Below are 16,678 nucleotides of genomic sequence, written 5' to 3'. Positions count from 1 at the left end.
TTACTCACAATCATTTCCCGATACAGAAATTTGAAAAAATGTTACCTAACAGGTCATCGGTTGTAATACTTCCCGTTATTTCGCCTAGATGAAAAAGGGCTTGTCTAATGTCTATGGAGATAAGATCGCTAGATAACTCTATATCAATTCCTTCCTTAACCTTTTGAATGGACTCCAATGCTTTTAGTAAGGCATCATAATGTCTACTATTGGTTACAATGGTTTCATCACCGGTGAGGGAGCCAGAGTCGATAAGCGAAAGCAGTTCTTTTTCTAATTCAGCGACACCAATTTTGTTTTTTGCTGAGATAAAAAGAATGCCAGGAATTTCAGACTTAAGTTCATCGACTTGTAGCTTAGTCAATACATCTACCTTGTTGCAAATTGGTAATACGTTCTTGTCCGGATACTGATTTATAATCTTTTCTAATTCCGTTTTATCAAAAGCTGGATTATCAAACAGAAAAAAAACCAATTTAGCATCCTCTATCTTCTCAAAGGTTCGCTCAATTCCAATTTTTTCTACAACATCCTTTGTTTCCCTTATTCCAGCAGTGTCTACAAACCGAAAATTAATACCGTTGATGCTTATTTGATCTTCAACAGTGTCTCGCGTCGTACCTGGAATATCACTAACAATGGCACGTTCTTCGTTCAACAATGCATTTAGTAATGTTGATTTTCCCACATTTGGCTCTCCAACAATTGCTATTGGAATTCCATTTTTTATAACATTGCCCAAGGCAAAGGAATCAATTAACTTTTTGAGTACTTCACTGATTTGATTCAATAGTTGGTCAAACTGGGTTCTATCTGCAAATTCAACATCTTCCTCCGAGAAATCCAGTTCCAGTTCAATTAGGGATGCAAAATTTAGAAGTTCCTCCCTTAGTTTTTCAATTTCACTACTGAAACCACCTCTCATTTGCTTCATAGCAATATCATGAGCAGCTTCACTATCACTGGCAATTAAATCAGCAACGGCTTCTGCTTGACTTAAATCCATTTTTCCATTTAAAAAAGCACGTAAGGTAAATTCACCTGCAGTAGCCATACGGCATCCATTCCGTAAAAAGAGTTGAATGATTTGTTGTTGAATGTAAGGTGAACCGTGGCACGAAATCTCAATGATATCTTCAGCAGTATAAGAATTTGGTCTTTTGAACAGGGAAACCAAAACTTTATCAAACATTTTACCATTTTCTATAATGTGACCTAAATGAATCGTATGGCTCTTTTGATGAATCAATTTCTTACCTCGAATGGACTGAAAAATAGTATCAGAAATAGAAATAGCTTCAGGCCCAGAAATTCGAATTACAGCAATAGCACCTGTTCCAGATGGTGTTGCTAAAGCTACAATGGTATCTTGATCTATCATTAGACAAAATTACATAAAGTGTGCTAATGGATTAAAGACCTTTGATTTAAATATCTTAATTATATTTTTTCTAATTTCATTACGTTGTGTAATTGTATTATGGAAGAAATTATAATTTTCGGAGCCTCCGGTCATGCCAAAGTTATCACAGATATCTTTGAAAGGTTGGATGGTTATGAAATTGTAGGGTTTATGGATACAAATAAAGAAAAGGGAACTAATTTTCTTGGCTATCCGATTTTGGGGGACGAAAATGTGGTTTCAGATTTGTTAAAGGTAAACGCATTACCAAAGTTTTTTGTGGCCATAGGAGATAATTGGTCAAGAAAACTGGTCGTAAATCGGTTGAAAAGACGCTTTACAGATATTCGGTTTGTCAATGCAATTCATCCTAGTGCCATTATTGCGAAAAATGTTGTTTTTGGAGAAGGAGTGGCTATAATTGCAGGGACAGTGATAAACCGTGGTTGCCGAATAGATGATTTTACCATATTAAATACAAAGTGCAGTGTTGGACATGATTGTCATATGAAGCAATTTTCAAGTATTGCACCAAATGTTACTTTAGGGGGAAATGTACAAATTGGTGAAACCAGTTCAGTTTCTATCAGCGCTACAGTTTTAAATGGAAAAAAAATTGGGGATAACACGATTATTGGTGCAGCATCTCTGCTCACAACAGATGCTGAAAGCAATGCCGTCTATTATGGTGTGCCCGGAAAATTTATAAAAAACAGGGAACCTAATGAAAAGTATCTATGATGCTGAGTTAGCAACCTGAATTTAGTTTATGTTTTTGCAAGATTCTAGACGCAGATTATTTTTGGCAATCGATTTTTTAAAGGGAAACCAGATTTCAAAAAATATTGAAGAAATTGATGCTGTTGTTGGTGGAGATGTCGATGATCCAAATACTTTTGAGAGGGTTAACCAAAACCTGAAGGCAGTTATGAAGCATGCCACTTCGACTGTACCTTTTTACCGCCAGTTTGACGGATATGAGCTGGGGAATTTTCCGATTATCAACAAGAATACAATTCTAAACGATTACGATAATTTCTTGTCGCAATATTTTAATCCAAAAAAACTTTACAAAGCTTCCAGTAGTGGTTCAACTGGGGTTCCGTTTACGATTTTTCAAGATAGGGGAAAAAAGAATAGAAATACTTCCGACGTGGTTCACTTCTCTGAATCTGTAGGGGGGCAAATAGGGATAAAGTACTATTATTTCAAGTTATGGGATCATACAAATAAGAAGAGTAATCTGGAAAAGTTCTTGCAAAACATTCATCAGCATAATGTTATGGACTCTGGAGAAAATGAGATAATTGACCTGGCCTATTCCATAAATCGTGACCAAGAAAAAAAAGTAATCCTAGGATACCCTTCCTTTTTGGAAAGAATTTGTGACGTTCTGGAAAAAGAGAAGATTTACCTCGAATACCCAAATCTTGAATCCGTTATAACATTCGGGGAGGGCCTTAATACATTGTTAAAACAGAGATTGACAAAAGTTTTTAAGACAGAGGTTTATGCTAGATACTCGAACAATGAAAATGGGATATTGGCACAACAGACTTCCAATTCCCCTGAAATGTACAAGCTAAATTGGGGGAGCTATTTTTTTGAGTTTCTTGCACTGGATTCCGATAGGCCCTCCCTCCCTGGAGAGTTAGGCAGAATAGTTGTAACGGATTTGTTCAATTATGCCATGCCTATGATCAGGTATGATACTGGTGATACCGGAATAGTTCATGAAACGACAGGTGTAAGAAGAATACCTTCACATCTATCCGAGATCTTTGGACGCAGAGCCGATATAATTTTTGACTTACATGGAAATGCCGTTTCTCCGTTTATATTTTATATGGTACTCGAATTTGGAGAAATTAGGCAATATCAGTTTATTCAAAATACAAAAAATAAATACATGTTTAGGCTAGTTGCAAAAGCAGACAAGGTAAAGGAAAATGAAATTGTCCGTTATTTCAAAAATGTTTTGGGAGAAAAGGCCCAAATCAGTTTTGATTATTTTGATCAAATACCGATTCTTGCATCTGGTAAATGGCGGAAGGTTATCAATGCCTGGAGGAGCTAAAAGAAAAACGGGCGAAATTATTTTGCCCGTTTTTTTCTATATTGATTTTTAATATGAAGAAGAACATTTGAATTTTTTTCTTCCGTAATTCCTTCTCCACTTTTTCTTTTTATGCTTGCATCGCCATTTATAGCATTTCCAAGTACGGTATCTCCTCTTGCAAATACTTCCCACATTTTCATCGCATTTTAGTTCGTAAGGAACAAAAACACTTTGCAAATTGTTGGTTGGAATAAGTATAACAGCAAGGGAATCACCATTACCTGGCTCATAGCCCTCCCCGTTGGCAACTGCCATATCTACAATTTCTTGTCCTTTTTCCCGGCTCCAGTCATCACCCAAATATGTACAGCTTTGGCAGTTTCGGTCATCAATCAACTCCCAAACAGCCCATTGGACATCACCAAAAGTGTAAGCTCCTCCGCTTTGGCTTTCCATTCCAATAAAGTTTTGATTAAGGACCCAATTTACTAGGTCAAAGTTTTCTGGATGTTCAAATTTGCCTTCTGGCAAACTGTCGTAGCTTGAATATACATCAGCTTCAAAACACTGACCAGCAGCTAATGACAAGTCTACATCAACACACCATGCACCGTAATCACCGGCTAAATTGGTATCGTTGATCGTCAAATCAAAGTAACTGTTGTCTGCGTCTACACCCTTAGCAGTTGTACAGGCATTGATTACTGCCGGTAACTCAGGTGTCACATTAATTTGACATTTCTTCTTTTTCCATTTTTTATACCTATACCTATGCTCAACTGATTCTAAAGAGGATTCTTCAATATCAGATACTTCCTCTTTTTCGCAGCTGACAAAAGATATTGTCAATGCTAGAGCTAAATAGTAAATTTTTTTCATACTTAGTTGATTTTGCGTGATTATTGGTTTTAACAAAATTCTAACTTTTTGACTGGTTTTCCAGTAGAATTGGGTGAATAGGCCATATCTCTAGATAAGATGCATCTGAAGATTTTACTTTGAATAATAAAGTCTTATTTTTCTTACAGATAAACACTTTAATGATACTTCTAGAAAGTGATTTTATATATTAATGTATTGATTATCAATTAATTAAATATAATGGCGTCGATAAAGCACCAAAATCTCAGATGAAGTGTTAAAAATTGAAGTATAATACTGGTTTGTAACATTTTATCGAAACCTTAGACTGATATAATACATCATCAAAATCAATCAAAAATGGAAGTCATTAATCAAAATGTTATTAGAAAGGATACCACACTGTTATCCATTACACACCTTACACAGTTATTACATTACGTTACAGGATTTGGAGGGTTTATCGTCCCGCTTATCATCTGGCTCTCTTCAAGAAGAACCGTTGAGGGAATGAATGAACATGGAAAAGCTGTGATAAATTTACAGTTAAGTCTATTGCTCTACATTATTTTAAGTATTCCAGCTATTTTGCTATTGGGACTGGGAATTTTGGGTCTAATTGGAGTTGCAATTCTTGGTTTTGTTTTACCCATTGTAAATGCTGTTAAAGCAGCTAATGGAGAAACTCCTTCCCGGTTTTTAACGATTCCGTTTATATAAAAAAGCTAGGGTTTTATCCCTAGCTTTTTAATTAATTATATTATTCTAATGTGGTGATTTAATCTTCTACACATACCACTGCATGTGCGATTACATAAATATCACCTTCTAGGTTTTCTTGAATGCTATACTGTCCTGGGGCAACAGTTGGAGCTCCCTTTTTAGTTGGGAACATATCGTTACCTGCATAGGTATGTGTCTCAGCAACAGAGTAACTTTCATCGATGTTGTATGTTACAGTTACTTCACCATCCGCATAAACTATATCAACAGTACCTACCAATTCTCCTTTACTAATATCGCATTGTCCAGCACCTGCATAGATATCATATGACTCATCTGCATCTGGGGAAAGAGGACCGATAGTCCAACCCCATCTACTGAAACCTTCATCCAAGAAACAAGTGTTTCCATCATTTCCTCTTGCGAAAGCAGTTTCACACTCTGGTTCAGGTCCACATTCCACAGGAATGGAAATAAAGACAGGCTGTCGGTTATTGGTTGGAATCAAGATAATTGCCAAAAGCTGACCTTCTCCTGGCTCAAAACCTTCACCATTGGCGATAGCTGCATCAACAATTTCCTGTCCTTTTTCCTCGCTCCATTCGTCTCCTAAGAATGCACAAGCTTGGCAATTTTGATTATCAACTAGCTCCCAGATAGCCCATTGAACATCACCAAAAGTATACATGCCTCCACTTGGACTTGTTTCTCCAATATAATTTTGATTGATGATCCAGTTGACTAAATCAAAATTATCTGGATTTTCAAATGCTCCAACAGGTAAATCTTCGTAACTAGAGTAGACGTCTGCATCAAAACACTCATTTCCACTTAACGACAAATCGACATCAATACACCATGCACCATAATCTCCAGCTAGGGCTGTGTCATTAATGGTTAAATCAAAATAAATATCGTTAGCATCTACACCCTTAGCGGTGGTACATGCATTTACCAAAGCTGGTAAATCAGGTGTGAGGTCAACCTCACAATCCTGTTCCTCGTCTTTTTCTTTTTTTGGCTTTACTTTACCCTTGCCTTCAATGACACCTAAGGCTTCCGAATCAAGTGGCTCGGTCTCACAAGAGTACAGGCCCACAATACATACAGCCAAAATGGCCAAAAGTAATTTTTTCATGTTTTTCGATAATTTAGTTAATGTTTTAGGTTGAGGAATTAACCAAATCTATCCATTGAGAACGAAAGAGTCAAAAATCGGCGTTAAAAAACCAAGAATATCGTTGTAACACATCCACTTAAACCAGCAGTTAAGTTAATGCAGTGTAATCTAGATTTGACGTAAGAAGTTGCTTACTGTCAACTAGTTAATTGTTCAACATTACGGGCATCACCAACATAGTAACATGTTCCCCTTCATCCAATCCATCAACAGGAGTTAAAATTCCTGCTCTATTGGGTAAGCTCATTTCCAAAGACACTTCGTCAGAGGTTAAATTGTTAAGCATTTCTACCAAAAACCGGGAATTGAAGCCTATTTGCATATCATCACCTTGATAGGAGCAAGAAAGGCGTTCTTCTGCCTTGTTACTGTAATCTACATCCTCAGCGGAAATATTCAATTCTGCACCTGCTATTTTTAATCGTATTTGGTGTGTAGTCTTATTGGAAAATATGGAAACTCTACGGACAGAACTCAAAAACTGATTTCTAGATATGGATAATTTGTTAGGATTTTCTTTTGGAATGACGGCCTCGTAATTGGGATATTTCCCATCAATTAATCTACAAATCAATTCTGAATTATCGAAAATAAACTTGGCGTTGCTGTCATTATATTCAATGGTCACTTCAGATTCTGAACCTGATAAAATTCCTTTCAAAAGCGTTAAGGGCTTTTTGGGCATGATAAATTCAGCAACTTCAGATGCGGAAACATCATGACGTTGGTATTTTACCAACTTATGGGCATCTGTAGCTACAAAAGTTAAATTCTCCGTAGAAAACTGAAAGAAAACACCACTCATCACGGGTCGCAAATCATCATTTCCTGCGGCAAAAATAGTCTTGTTGATAGCTGAAGCCAATACATCGCCCAATAGGGTAGTGGAGCTTGGATTGGAAACTTCCACAGCTTTGGGAAATTCGGCACCATCAGCATATGCTAGAGCATATTTACCATGATTAGAGCTAATCTCTACTGTATTATTATCCTCAACAACAAACGTCAATGGTTGTTCTGGAAATGTCTTTAAAGTATCCAGCAATAATCTAGCTGGGACGGCGATGGTACCTTCGGCATCTGAGTCCACTTCCAAGACAGAACTCATAGTAGTTTCCAAATCAGAGGCAGAGACCGTAAGTTTATTTTGTTTTAAATCGAAAAGGAAATTATCTAATATGGGTAGGGTATTACTGTTGTTAATTACACCACCTAAAACCTGTAATTGCTTTAATAAATATGTACTGGATACAATAAACTTCATTCAAGAAATTCTTTAAGAATTGTTGTTCCGTTCTCCCAATTAATCTTTAAACGGAATTTTTAAAATCACTAAAAACAAATATATCTTAAAACGGAATAGCAACGAAACAAATTTATCAACACTTAACGTGCAAATTTCCGCTTTCGGAAGAAGCTAAAGAAAATCCCCAATAGCATGGTAATGATAACCGGGAGCCCAATGTTTATAAGTTGCCATTTTGTTTTTTGCTTCGCAACTTTCTCTGCATCTAAAAGAGGGATGGCTACTTTTTTGTTCCTAATGTTTATAAGTCCGGTATCATCCAAGAGATAATTGATGCAATTCACCAAGAACTCTTTATTACCATAGGAACTATTTGTCCATTTGTCATACCCCAATTCCAAAGGAACACCATTTCTTAATTGGTTTTTTATTACATCTCCGTCTGAAATGACAATCATTTTATTTTCGCTTCCAGATTCTAAGGTATTTTGGAGTTTTAATGGCTTTACCCTGTTTTTAAAGGTTGATTCAAAATGACCTTCTATTAAAACGGCTAAGGGCTGATTTCCATTCGTGTACAATTCTTTGTTGGGTGGATTATCCAAGATGTTCAGACCAATTTGTTTAGGAACTCCTTCTGTTTTGGATAATGGAGAACTCCACAGCAATACGGTCTTTTCATAGTCGTTTTCCAAAATGTCCATGGCATTTGCAAATTGATAGCGAACCGCCTCAATATTGGTGTTGATAGCATGGTTGTTTCTTGAGAACACCATGGGATTATAGTACCAAGGAACAGGATTATATTGCGAATCATTTCCTTCTCCTGAAGCCAAAACAATTTGGGTAAAATACAAATCATTGACCAATACCGGATTGATTCGGACTCCATACTTGAAGAAAAAATCCTTAAGATTTAAGTCTCTAGGTAGCGCTAATGCACTTCCACCCCCTTTAAAAATGCTATCCACCTCCATAGCAACCTGATCTATTAACCAAATAGATTTACCACCATTAACCACAAACTGATCCAGCACAAATTTTTCTTCATCGGTAAACGCTTCGGTGGGTTTGGCAATAATGGCTAAATCAAATCCTTTTAATTGGTTCAGCACTTTTTGGGGATTCGTTTCCACGGAGTCCAGTGTAATCGCTCCTATATTATAGTAATCCCTAATGGTAGTTAGGTAATCTGCAATGTAAACATCATCCAGCTCCCCATTTCCCTTAATAACCGCAACTCGTTTTTTCTCTTTAATGGTTAATTTGGTAAAGGCATCTGCAAAGGCATATTCCAGCTGCTGTACTGAGTTATTGATACGGTCTTCGGCATTGGAACCTAATTTGTTTTTGAGTAGTGAAACCTTCACGGTTTTATCTGCATAATTCACCATGGCCCATGGAAAAACCAACTCTTGGGATACCTTACCATTTTCTTCAATGGTAACATTAGCAGGTTTTAAGCCGATACGCTGTAAATCTGCTATGGTCTGCTGGGTGTTTGTTTCATCCTCCAGCGGATTTATCAGGTTGAATTGAATGTTTTGGTTATAGGATTCAAAAGTTTTCAACAATTGAATCGTTTCAGCTTTTAGCTTAGAAAACTCAGGAGGGATGGTTCCTTCCAAAAGGATATCGATCACTATTGGAGCATCAAACTGTTTAACAGCGGCTATTGTGGGTTCCGATAGGGTATATCTCTTATCCTCCGTAAGATCAAACCGAGTATACAAAAAATTACCAACCAAGTTGAGAATAACGACCAATACAAGTGCCCCAATAATTGAAATGAAATGTTTCCCCATTAGTTAGACGAGTGTTTTAATCGTAAAAAGGTGAGATACAGAAAGAGCAGTGCCAGCGAAATAAAGTACATTAAATCCCTCGTGTCTACGATGCCTCTTGCGATACTGTCAAAATGATATTTTGCTCCAAAGCTCTGAATGAATTGTTGTGTTTCACCACTCGAAAACAGGGATGAAAACGCATCAAAACCATTAAACACCAGAAAACAAATCAAAATTCCTAAAATGAAGGATACAATTTGATTATCGGACAGAGATGATGTATAAAGCCCTATGGAGGCATACGCCGCGACCAAGAAAAAAAGCCCAAAATAAGAGCCCAGAACTACTCCAAAATCATAGTTGCCTGTTATGATTCCCAATTCTGATATGGCAAATACATAAACGATTGTGGGGAGCAATGCGATAATGCACAAAAGGAAAACACCCCAAAACTTACCTAAAATTAGCTTCCAAATGGATATGGGCTTGATTAACAATAATTCAAGGGTTCCAAGTTTTCGTTCTTCGGAAAAACTTTTCATACTTATAGCAGGCACCAAAAAGACAAAAATCCAAGGTGCAAGTAAAAAGAGGTTGCTAAGATCAGCAAAACCGTAATCAAAAATGTTGAAGTCGCCTCTAAAAACCCAAAGGAAAAGACCGTTGAGGAGCAAAAACAGCCCAACAATTAAATAACCAATTGGGGAAGTGAAGAAAGATTGTACCTCTCGTTTAAAAATCGCAAACATTAAGAAGGGTTTGAGGATTGGGATTTTGTAACACTCCAAGCTTCGGGTTTATCCATAAATAAGGTTTTGGTATTGCTCCAAACATCTTTAAAAAAATCTGACGCCCTATAATTTTCCAAATCTGATTCTTTATCCCAAAAACTATAGGTAAAAAAGACATTTGGATTTTTGATATCTTGATATAGCTCAACTAAAGTACAACCTTCAAATGCCAATATACCTGGTTTGGTAGTTTCAAAAATACGCTGAAAACTAGGAATATTTTCAGGTTTAAAGGTGAGTTTTACGATACGTATCAACATTTACAAAAAATTTATGGTTACCGTATCCCTATAATTCAATCCTAGAAGGGTAGATGCACCCCCGACGGTGTTTAAGTCACTTTTATATATGGCAAGTTCAACATAGCCAGCGGAATTAAAAAGCGCTAACGCATCTCCAGGCCCCTTTCTCTGTGCTTTGTTTAAATCAAAATTCACGATATCATTATAGCTTGTATGGATTGTTTTCATTTTAGTAGTTCGCGCAATGAGCTCAAATTCCCTTCCATTGCGATACGCTTCAAACAGACTGCGTTGAATATTTGTAATCACATTGCCATAGTTGTCAATATAAATTACATTTCCACTAATGGAATTACCGTTATTGGTAATCCTTGGTTCAAATTCACGTAGTTCCTTTAGGGCATCAAAAGGTTTCCCAATCACCTCTAATTTTCCACCGCGCGCAATATGGCAAGCCACTTGAACAAATACGTTAAGCATAGGAAAAGAACTAGGACTTAGGTTGGGAATGCCTATTTCCATTACTTTTTCTGGGTTTATTTCTGAAGTGATCAAAGAGATAACACCATTGTTGGCACTTACAAAGTAATGTCCATCTACTTGTACCACTATGTGCTGATTTTCAGGAGATAGTTCGGAGTCAACCCCCACAATATGCACAGAACCAGGAGGAAAGGAACGGTATGCATTTTTTAGAATATAAGCACACTCCTGAATGTTGAATGGGCTTATGGCATGCGAAATATCAACAATGCTGACTTCTGGTAAATTACTAAGGATAGTTCCCTTTATGGCACCTACAAAGTGGTCTTTATGGCCGAAATCTGTAGTTAGTGTTATGATTGCCATGCAATACTGTTGATATGTTTTTCCCTGCTCAAATTGATTTTTGGTTAAGTTTGTGGGGTAAAATTAAATAAAAAAGAAAGAATAAATTTTCTTCAAAAATAACCTTAAAACACGTCACTTTTTTTGAACGAACTTATCATAGAATTAACAGAGATCAGCCCCCAGGATTTTTTTGGACAACGAAATGAGAATATTGAGCTACTTAAAAAATATTTCCCAAAACTAAAGATTGTTGCTAGGGGCAGTAAAATAAAGGTGTATGGAGACGAAGAACTCTTAGAGGAGTTCGATAAACGTTTCGATATGCTCACCACACATTTTGCCAAATACAACAAATTGGATGAGAACATGATTGAACGTGTACTCACCAGCAATGGGCAAGAGGATTATGCCTCATCTAAAAGTAGCGGGGATGTTTTGGTCCATGGCGTTAGTGGTAAATTGATAAAAGCACAAACAGCCAACCAAAGAAGATTGGTCGATGCTTGCAAAAAGAATGACATGGTTTTTGCCATTGGGCCCGCAGGAACCGGAAAAACCTATACCGGAGTTGCTTTGGCGGTAAAAGCCTTAAAGGAAAAACAGGTTAGGCGAATCATTTTAACGCGCCCAGCAGTTGAAGCAGGTGAAAATTTAGGATTCCTTCCAGGGGATTTAAAAGAAAAGCTAGATCCGTATATGCAGCCTCTATATGACGCATTGCGTGATATGATTGCTCCGGAGAAATTGGATAAATATATTGAAGATGGTACTATTCAAATAGCACCCATGGCCTTTATGCGGGGTAGAACCTTGGACAATGCCTTTGTTATTTTGGACGAAGCCCAGAACACCACGCATGCCCAAATGAAGATGTTCTTGACTCGGATGGGTAAAAATGCTAAGTTTCTTTTGACCGGAGACCCTGGTCAAATCGATTTACCAAGAAGAGTTATTTCAGGCTTAAAAGAAGCGCTGCTTATTTTACAGAATGTTGAAGGAATTAGTATGATTTATTTAGATGACAAAGATGTAATTCGACATAAATTGGTTAAAAAGGTCATCGACGCCTACAAAAATATTGAGCACCATAATTAGCCACGCATGTCAAATACTTTGATGGACACCAATTTTCACTTTTCAGGCCAGAAGGCAATCTACAAAGGAAAAGTGAGGGAAGTTTATACCTTGGAGAACGATATTCTGGTCATGATCGCTACAGATCGTTTGTCTGCTTTTGATGTAGTTATGCCTAAAGGCATTCCATATAAAGGACAAATTCTTAACCAGATTGCAACCAAAATGATGCAAGCAACCGAAGACATTGTCCCAAATTGGTTGATGGCTACGCCAGACGCTAATGTTGCGGTGGGTAAAGCATGCGAACCCTTTAAAATTGAAATGGTCATTAGAGGATACCTCTCTGGACACGCAGCAAGAGAATATAAAGCTGGCAAGCGAGTATTATGTGGAGAGCCCATGCCAGAAGGAATGATAGAGAATGATAAATTCCCGGAACCTATCATAACTCCTGCTACCAAGGCAGAGCAGGGAGACCATGATGAAGATATCTCAAAAGCTGAAATTTTAAACAAGCATATAGTCTCCAAAGCCGATTACGAAATCTTGGAAAAATATACCAAAGCATTGTTCCAAAGAGGTACAGAAATAGCTGCCAAACGCGGATTGATTCTAGTAGATACCAAATATGAATTTGGAAAAACTAAGGATGGTGAGATTGTCTTGATAGACGAAATTCATACACCAGATTCTTCTCGCTATTTCTATGCAGAAGGTTATGAAGAGCGTCAGGCTAGGGGTGAGGCTCAAAAACAGCTTTCCAAGGAATTTGTTCGTCAGTGGCTTATTTCCAATGGATTTCAAGGATTGGAAGGACAAACAGTTCCTGAAATGAATGATGCCTACATCACATCTGTTTCAGAACGCTACATTGAACTCTACGAGAGCATTATGGGAGAGACATTTGAAAAAGCAGATGTTTCCAATATTCACGAGCGCATAGGACAGAACGTTTCCAACTATCTCAATTCTATTTAATATCTTACCATTTCAAATATTGAAATGGATACTTCGCAGCGAAAAAAATATTGGAGGGAGAATTTAAAATACCTCACCATTCTTTTAGTCATTTGGTTTTTAGTTTCTTATGGATTCGGAATTTTATGGGTTGAAGAATTAAATACCATCCGCTTGGGTGGTTTTAAACTGGGCTTCTGGTTTGCCCAGCAAGGATCCATCTATGTATTTGTAATACTGATATTTGTCTATGTCCGTTTGATGAACAAGTTGGATAAAAAATTCAAGGTAAACGAGTAAACTATGGAAATTCAAACGTGGACGTTTATCATTGTGGGGATTACTTTTGCCCTATATATTGGAATAGCAATTTGGTCTAGAGCAGGATCTACCAAAGAATTTTATATCGCTGGAGGTGGTGTTTCCCCATTGGCAAATGGTTTGGCAACCGCAGCAGATTGGATGTCAGCAGCTTCCTTTTTAGGGATGGCAGGAATTATCGCTTTTTCTGGCTATGATGGATCTGTGTATTTAATGGGGTGGACTGGCGGATACGTACTGTTAGCGTTACTATTAGCACCTTACTTACGTAAATTCGGGAAGTTCACTGTTCCGGATTTTATCGGAGACCGCTATTATTCCAATGTCGCACGTACCGTTGCCGTTGTTGCAGCGCTCTTTGTATCCTTTACCTATGTCGCAGGGCAAATGAGAGGTGTTGGGGTTGTTTTTTCACGTTTTTTAGATGTTGAAGTGAATACGGGAGTCTATATTGGGATGGCTGTGGTACTATTTTATGCCTTTTTAGGAGGCATGAAAGGCATTACCTATACCCAAGTGGCGCAATACTGCGTACTCATTTTTGCGTTTATGGTGCCAGCCATATTTATTTCCATTATGGCCACAGGAAATCCAATTCCACAAATGGGATTTGGTTCAGCTGGTGAAGACGGCGTGTATTTGTTGGATAAATTGGATGGATTGATGACCGAATTGGGTTTTACAGCCTATACAGATGGCACAAAATCCAAGACGGATGTCTTTTTTATTACAGCGGCCTTAATGATGGGTACCGCGGGATTGCCTCATGTGATTATCCGATTTTTTACAGTTCCCAAAGTAAAAGATGCACGAAAATCTGCTGGCTACGCCCTATTGTTTATCGCTATTTTGTACACTACAGCACCCGCAATTGCTGTTTTTGCGCGAACCAACCTTATGGAAACGGTTCAAGATACACCCTATAAAGAAATCCCCTCATGGTTTACCAAATGGGAAGATACTGGGCTTATAGCATGGTCAGATAAAAACGGGGATGGAAAAATACAATACTTACCAGGCTCTGCCATTGAAGGAAAAAAACCAATGTTTATTCAAGGAAGAGGTGATTATGGGCAGCGAAAAATCTCCAATTCCAGTAAGATTGCCAATGAGTTATACGTAGACCGTGATATTACCGTATTGGCAAATCCGGAAATAGCTGGCTTACCTAATTGGATCATCGCTTTGGTGGCTGCAGGCGGTTTGGCGGCAGCTTTATCAACTGCTGCAGGTTTATTGTTAGTGATTTCTACATCTATTTCCCATGACCTGATTAAAAAACAATTTGCAAGGGACATCTCTGATAAAAAGGAATTGCTGATTGCACGTCTTTCAGCAGTATTAGCCGTAGTGGTTGCTGGCTATTTTGGAATCAACCCTCCAGGTTTTGTGGCATCGGTAGTGGCATTAGCGTTCGGGTTGGCAGCTTCATCTTTCTTTCCAGCAATAGTTATGGGCATATTTAGCAAGCGTATGAATAGGGAAGGAGCCATATCTGGTATGATTGCAGGTTTGGTAATTACCAGCTATTATATTGCCCGCTTTAAGTTGGGATGGATAGGAAATCCGGAAACAAGCGGCACAGATAATTGGTGGTTCGGTATTTCCCCAGAAGGTTTTGGCACGGTAGGGATGTTGGTCAATTTTGCAGTGGCTTTGATTGTTTCACAATTAACGGCTCCTCCTCCAGAAAAAGTCCAAGAAATTGTAGAGAACATTAGAATTCCAAGCGGGGCAGGAGACGCGATTGAGCACTAACTGAGAATCTTGTTATCGAATACCCACTAATCCCTTTGCAGCAGCGAACAGTTTTTTAGAATCATAACCAATGCCATTTTTAAAGACGGTTTCTATAGACCGTATCGCGGAAATATCTTTGCTGATATCCCCATCAATAATCACCAAATCGGCAGTTTTAGAAGGCTCAATGGTTCCTATGGAAGCCTCCTGTTCTAAATATTTAGCTCCATTAAACGAAGCTATCTGAATTGCTTCGGGAATAGTGAAACCCATTTCCACAAAGAGTTCCAATAATCTCATATTGGCATATCCAGCGACTATTCTACCATCATAGGTGGGGTCAGTTCCTGCAACCAGCAAACCACCTGCATCAAAAAACATTTTTTCCCACACCTTCGATTTGTTAAAGAGCACATAGTCCAAAGAATCTTTACCTTGCTTGCTGGCCCATCTTTTATATACTTTATCTTTTGAATTGGTAAATAGGGCATCTATACCTCCGCCAGGAACAACTTCTCTATTGGTGTAGGGTTCAAAAACATTGATAGTTGAGGTGAGTGCCACATTTTTCTTTACCAAATGGGCAATAAGGTCAGTTACTTTTTCTGAATCAATGGGCAGATTTAACATGGACTTGTGCATTTCAAACGGTTGACATTCACCATCCGTTTTATTTTCTATAAAATCACTACTTGCAAAAAATCCATGTTCAAGGTTATCAATTCCGATATCTGCTGCTTCACGGTAGGTAATGGAACACAAATGTCCGGTAACTTTCATGTTTCTGGCATGGGCAGCCTTTACAATGGCTTTAAGGTCATTTCTGGTAATAAAATTGTATACTTTAATTGATGTCACTCCCATATCAGCATAGAAATTGATGGCATTTACAAACTGTTCCGTTGAGTTAAAAGCACCCAATTCGTAAATTCCCAAACCTTCTCGATCTAAATGGGGACTTGTCACATCCATATTTGGTCCTGGAGTATTTCCGTTTTGAATGGCTTTTTTAATGTTCACATCAGATTGAGGCATAATGCTCCCTGCGGTACGCATGGTAGTAACCCCAGCAGCGAGATACAATTTTGGAAAGGAATAGCTCATTTGATCCACTCCATAAATGTGCTCTGGTGTGGATTTAGGGTAAAAGAGATGCTCATGAAGCATCACTAGGCCCGGAATGGCGCTTTTTCCCATCATATTGATTACGGTAGCATTTTCCGGTGCAATCAAATCCGCGCCTACCTTTTCTATTTTATCGTTTACAATAAGAATATCTTGGTTGGTCTTGGCGGCAGTTCCATTGCCATCAATAAGGGTAAGGTTTTGGAGCAAATAAGTACCCTTTTCATATGAAACATATGCCTTTGTTTCGTTGGATAATTTGGTTTGCCCAGTTACATAAACATGAAATAAGAATAGGGCAACAAAAAAAATAAGGTTACGCATGATTACTTTTTT

General features: G+C 37.9%; 16 protein-coding genes. 7 read left to right on the top strand and 9 right to left on the bottom strand.

Annotation, left to right across the window (positions count from 1 at the left end):
- Positions 1–10: 10 nt before the first annotated feature.
- Positions 11–1,381, bottom strand: coding sequence for a tRNA uridine-5-carboxymethylaminomethyl(34) synthesis GTPase MnmE (mnmE, locus tag FVB32_RS15450; RefSeq protein WP_147744727.1), 1,371 nt, complete (start codon positions 1,379–1,381; stop codon positions 11–13).
- A 99-nt stretch (positions 1,382–1,480) separates the two neighbouring features.
- Here mnmE and FVB32_RS15445 point away from each other — a divergent pair, with 99 nt between their 5' ends.
- Positions 1,481–2,143, top strand: coding sequence for an acetyltransferase (locus FVB32_RS15445; RefSeq protein ID WP_147744726.1), 663 nt, complete (start codon positions 1,481–1,483; stop codon positions 2,141–2,143).
- Between the two features lie 28 nt (positions 2,144–2,171).
- Positions 2,172–3,479, top strand: a complete 1,308-nt coding sequence (locus FVB32_RS15440) for a phenylacetate--CoA ligase family protein (protein WP_147744725.1) — start codon at positions 2,172–2,174, stop codon at positions 3,477–3,479.
- A 48-nt stretch (positions 3,480–3,527) separates the two neighbouring features.
- On the opposite strand, the gene FVB32_RS15435 is transcribed toward FVB32_RS15440, so the two are convergent.
- Complete coding sequence (locus FVB32_RS15435; protein ID WP_147744724.1) at positions 3,528–4,340, bottom strand: hypothetical protein; 813 nt, start codon at positions 4,338–4,340, stop codon at positions 3,528–3,530.
- A gap of 342 nt (positions 4,341–4,682) precedes the next feature.
- Between FVB32_RS15435 and FVB32_RS15430 the strand changes: the two genes are divergently transcribed.
- A complete protein-coding gene (locus tag FVB32_RS15430; protein WP_147744723.1) occupies positions 4,683–5,042 on the top strand; it encodes a DUF4870 domain-containing protein in 360 nt (119 codons plus the stop codon).
- 58 nt (positions 5,043–5,100) lie between these two features.
- Here the strand turns inward: FVB32_RS15430 and FVB32_RS15425 are convergent, their stop codons facing one another.
- From FVB32_RS15425 to FVB32_RS15400, 6 genes are all read right to left on the bottom strand, one after another.
- Positions 5,101–6,183 carry a hypothetical protein gene (locus FVB32_RS15425; protein WP_147744722.1) on the bottom strand — a complete coding sequence of 361 codons (1,083 nt, stop codon included), beginning with the start codon at positions 6,181–6,183 and terminating at the stop codon, positions 5,101–5,103.
- A gap of 187 nt (positions 6,184–6,370) precedes the next feature.
- Positions 6,371–7,489 carry a DNA polymerase III subunit beta gene (gene dnaN / locus FVB32_RS15420; protein WP_147744721.1) on the bottom strand — a complete coding sequence of 373 codons (1,119 nt, stop codon included), beginning with the start codon at positions 7,487–7,489 and terminating at the stop codon, positions 6,371–6,373.
- 122 nt (positions 7,490–7,611) lie between these two features.
- Positions 7,612–9,276 (bottom strand): gliding motility-associated ABC transporter substrate-binding protein GldG, encoded by a 1,665-nt coding sequence (gene gldG / locus FVB32_RS15415; protein ID WP_147744720.1) that lies wholly within the window; start codon positions 9,274–9,276, stop codon positions 7,612–7,614.
- Positions 9,276–10,007: a gliding motility-associated ABC transporter permease subunit GldF gene (gene gldF, locus FVB32_RS15410; RefSeq protein ID WP_147744719.1), complete on the bottom strand. Its 732-nt coding sequence runs from the start codon at positions 10,005–10,007 to the stop codon at positions 9,276–9,278. The genes gldG and gldF overlap by 1 nt, the downstream gene beginning before the upstream one ends.
- On the bottom strand, positions 10,007–10,309 hold the full coding sequence (locus FVB32_RS15405; protein ID WP_147744718.1) for a putative quinol monooxygenase: 303 nt from the start codon (positions 10,307–10,309) through the stop codon (positions 10,007–10,009). The genes gldF and FVB32_RS15405 overlap by 1 nt, the downstream gene beginning before the upstream one ends.
- Complete coding sequence (locus FVB32_RS15400; protein WP_147744717.1) at positions 10,310–11,140, bottom strand: SAM hydrolase/SAM-dependent halogenase family protein; 831 nt, start codon at positions 11,138–11,140, stop codon at positions 10,310–10,312.
- A 123-nt stretch (positions 11,141–11,263) separates the two neighbouring features.
- On the opposite strand from FVB32_RS15400, the gene FVB32_RS15395 reads away from it, so the two are divergent.
- Genes FVB32_RS15395 through FVB32_RS15380 form a run of 4 tightly spaced genes read left to right on the top strand, consistent with a single transcriptional unit; the run spans position 11,264 to position 15,235 of the window.
- Positions 11,264–12,217, top strand: coding sequence for a PhoH family protein (locus FVB32_RS15395; protein WP_147744716.1), 954 nt, complete (start codon positions 11,264–11,266; stop codon positions 12,215–12,217).
- A gap of 6 nt (positions 12,218–12,223) precedes the next feature.
- Positions 12,224–13,177 (top strand): phosphoribosylaminoimidazolesuccinocarboxamide synthase, encoded by a 954-nt coding sequence (locus FVB32_RS15390; RefSeq protein WP_147744715.1) that lies wholly within the window; start codon positions 12,224–12,226, stop codon positions 13,175–13,177.
- A gap of 24 nt (positions 13,178–13,201) precedes the next feature.
- Positions 13,202–13,456: a DUF4212 domain-containing protein gene (locus FVB32_RS15385; protein ID WP_147744714.1), complete on the top strand. Its 255-nt coding sequence runs from the start codon at positions 13,202–13,204 to the stop codon at positions 13,454–13,456.
- A 3-nt stretch (positions 13,457–13,459) separates the two neighbouring features.
- Positions 13,460–15,235 carry a sodium:solute symporter family protein gene (locus tag FVB32_RS15380; RefSeq protein WP_147744713.1) on the top strand — a complete coding sequence of 592 codons (1,776 nt, stop codon included), beginning with the start codon at positions 13,460–13,462 and terminating at the stop codon, positions 15,233–15,235.
- Between the two features lie 12 nt (positions 15,236–15,247).
- Here the strand turns inward: FVB32_RS15380 and FVB32_RS15375 are convergent, their stop codons facing one another.
- Positions 15,248–16,666 (bottom strand): amidohydrolase family protein, encoded by a 1,419-nt coding sequence (locus FVB32_RS15375; protein ID WP_147744712.1) that lies wholly within the window; start codon positions 16,664–16,666, stop codon positions 15,248–15,250.
- Between the last annotated feature and the right edge of the window lie 12 nt (positions 16,667–16,678).

The organism is Flagellimonas hymeniacidonis (assembly GCF_008040165.1).
Classification (GTDB): Bacteria; Bacteroidota; Bacteroidia; order Flavobacteriales; family Flavobacteriaceae; genus Flagellimonas; species Flagellimonas hymeniacidonis.
This window is presented reverse-complemented; position numbering and strand designations above follow the sequence as displayed.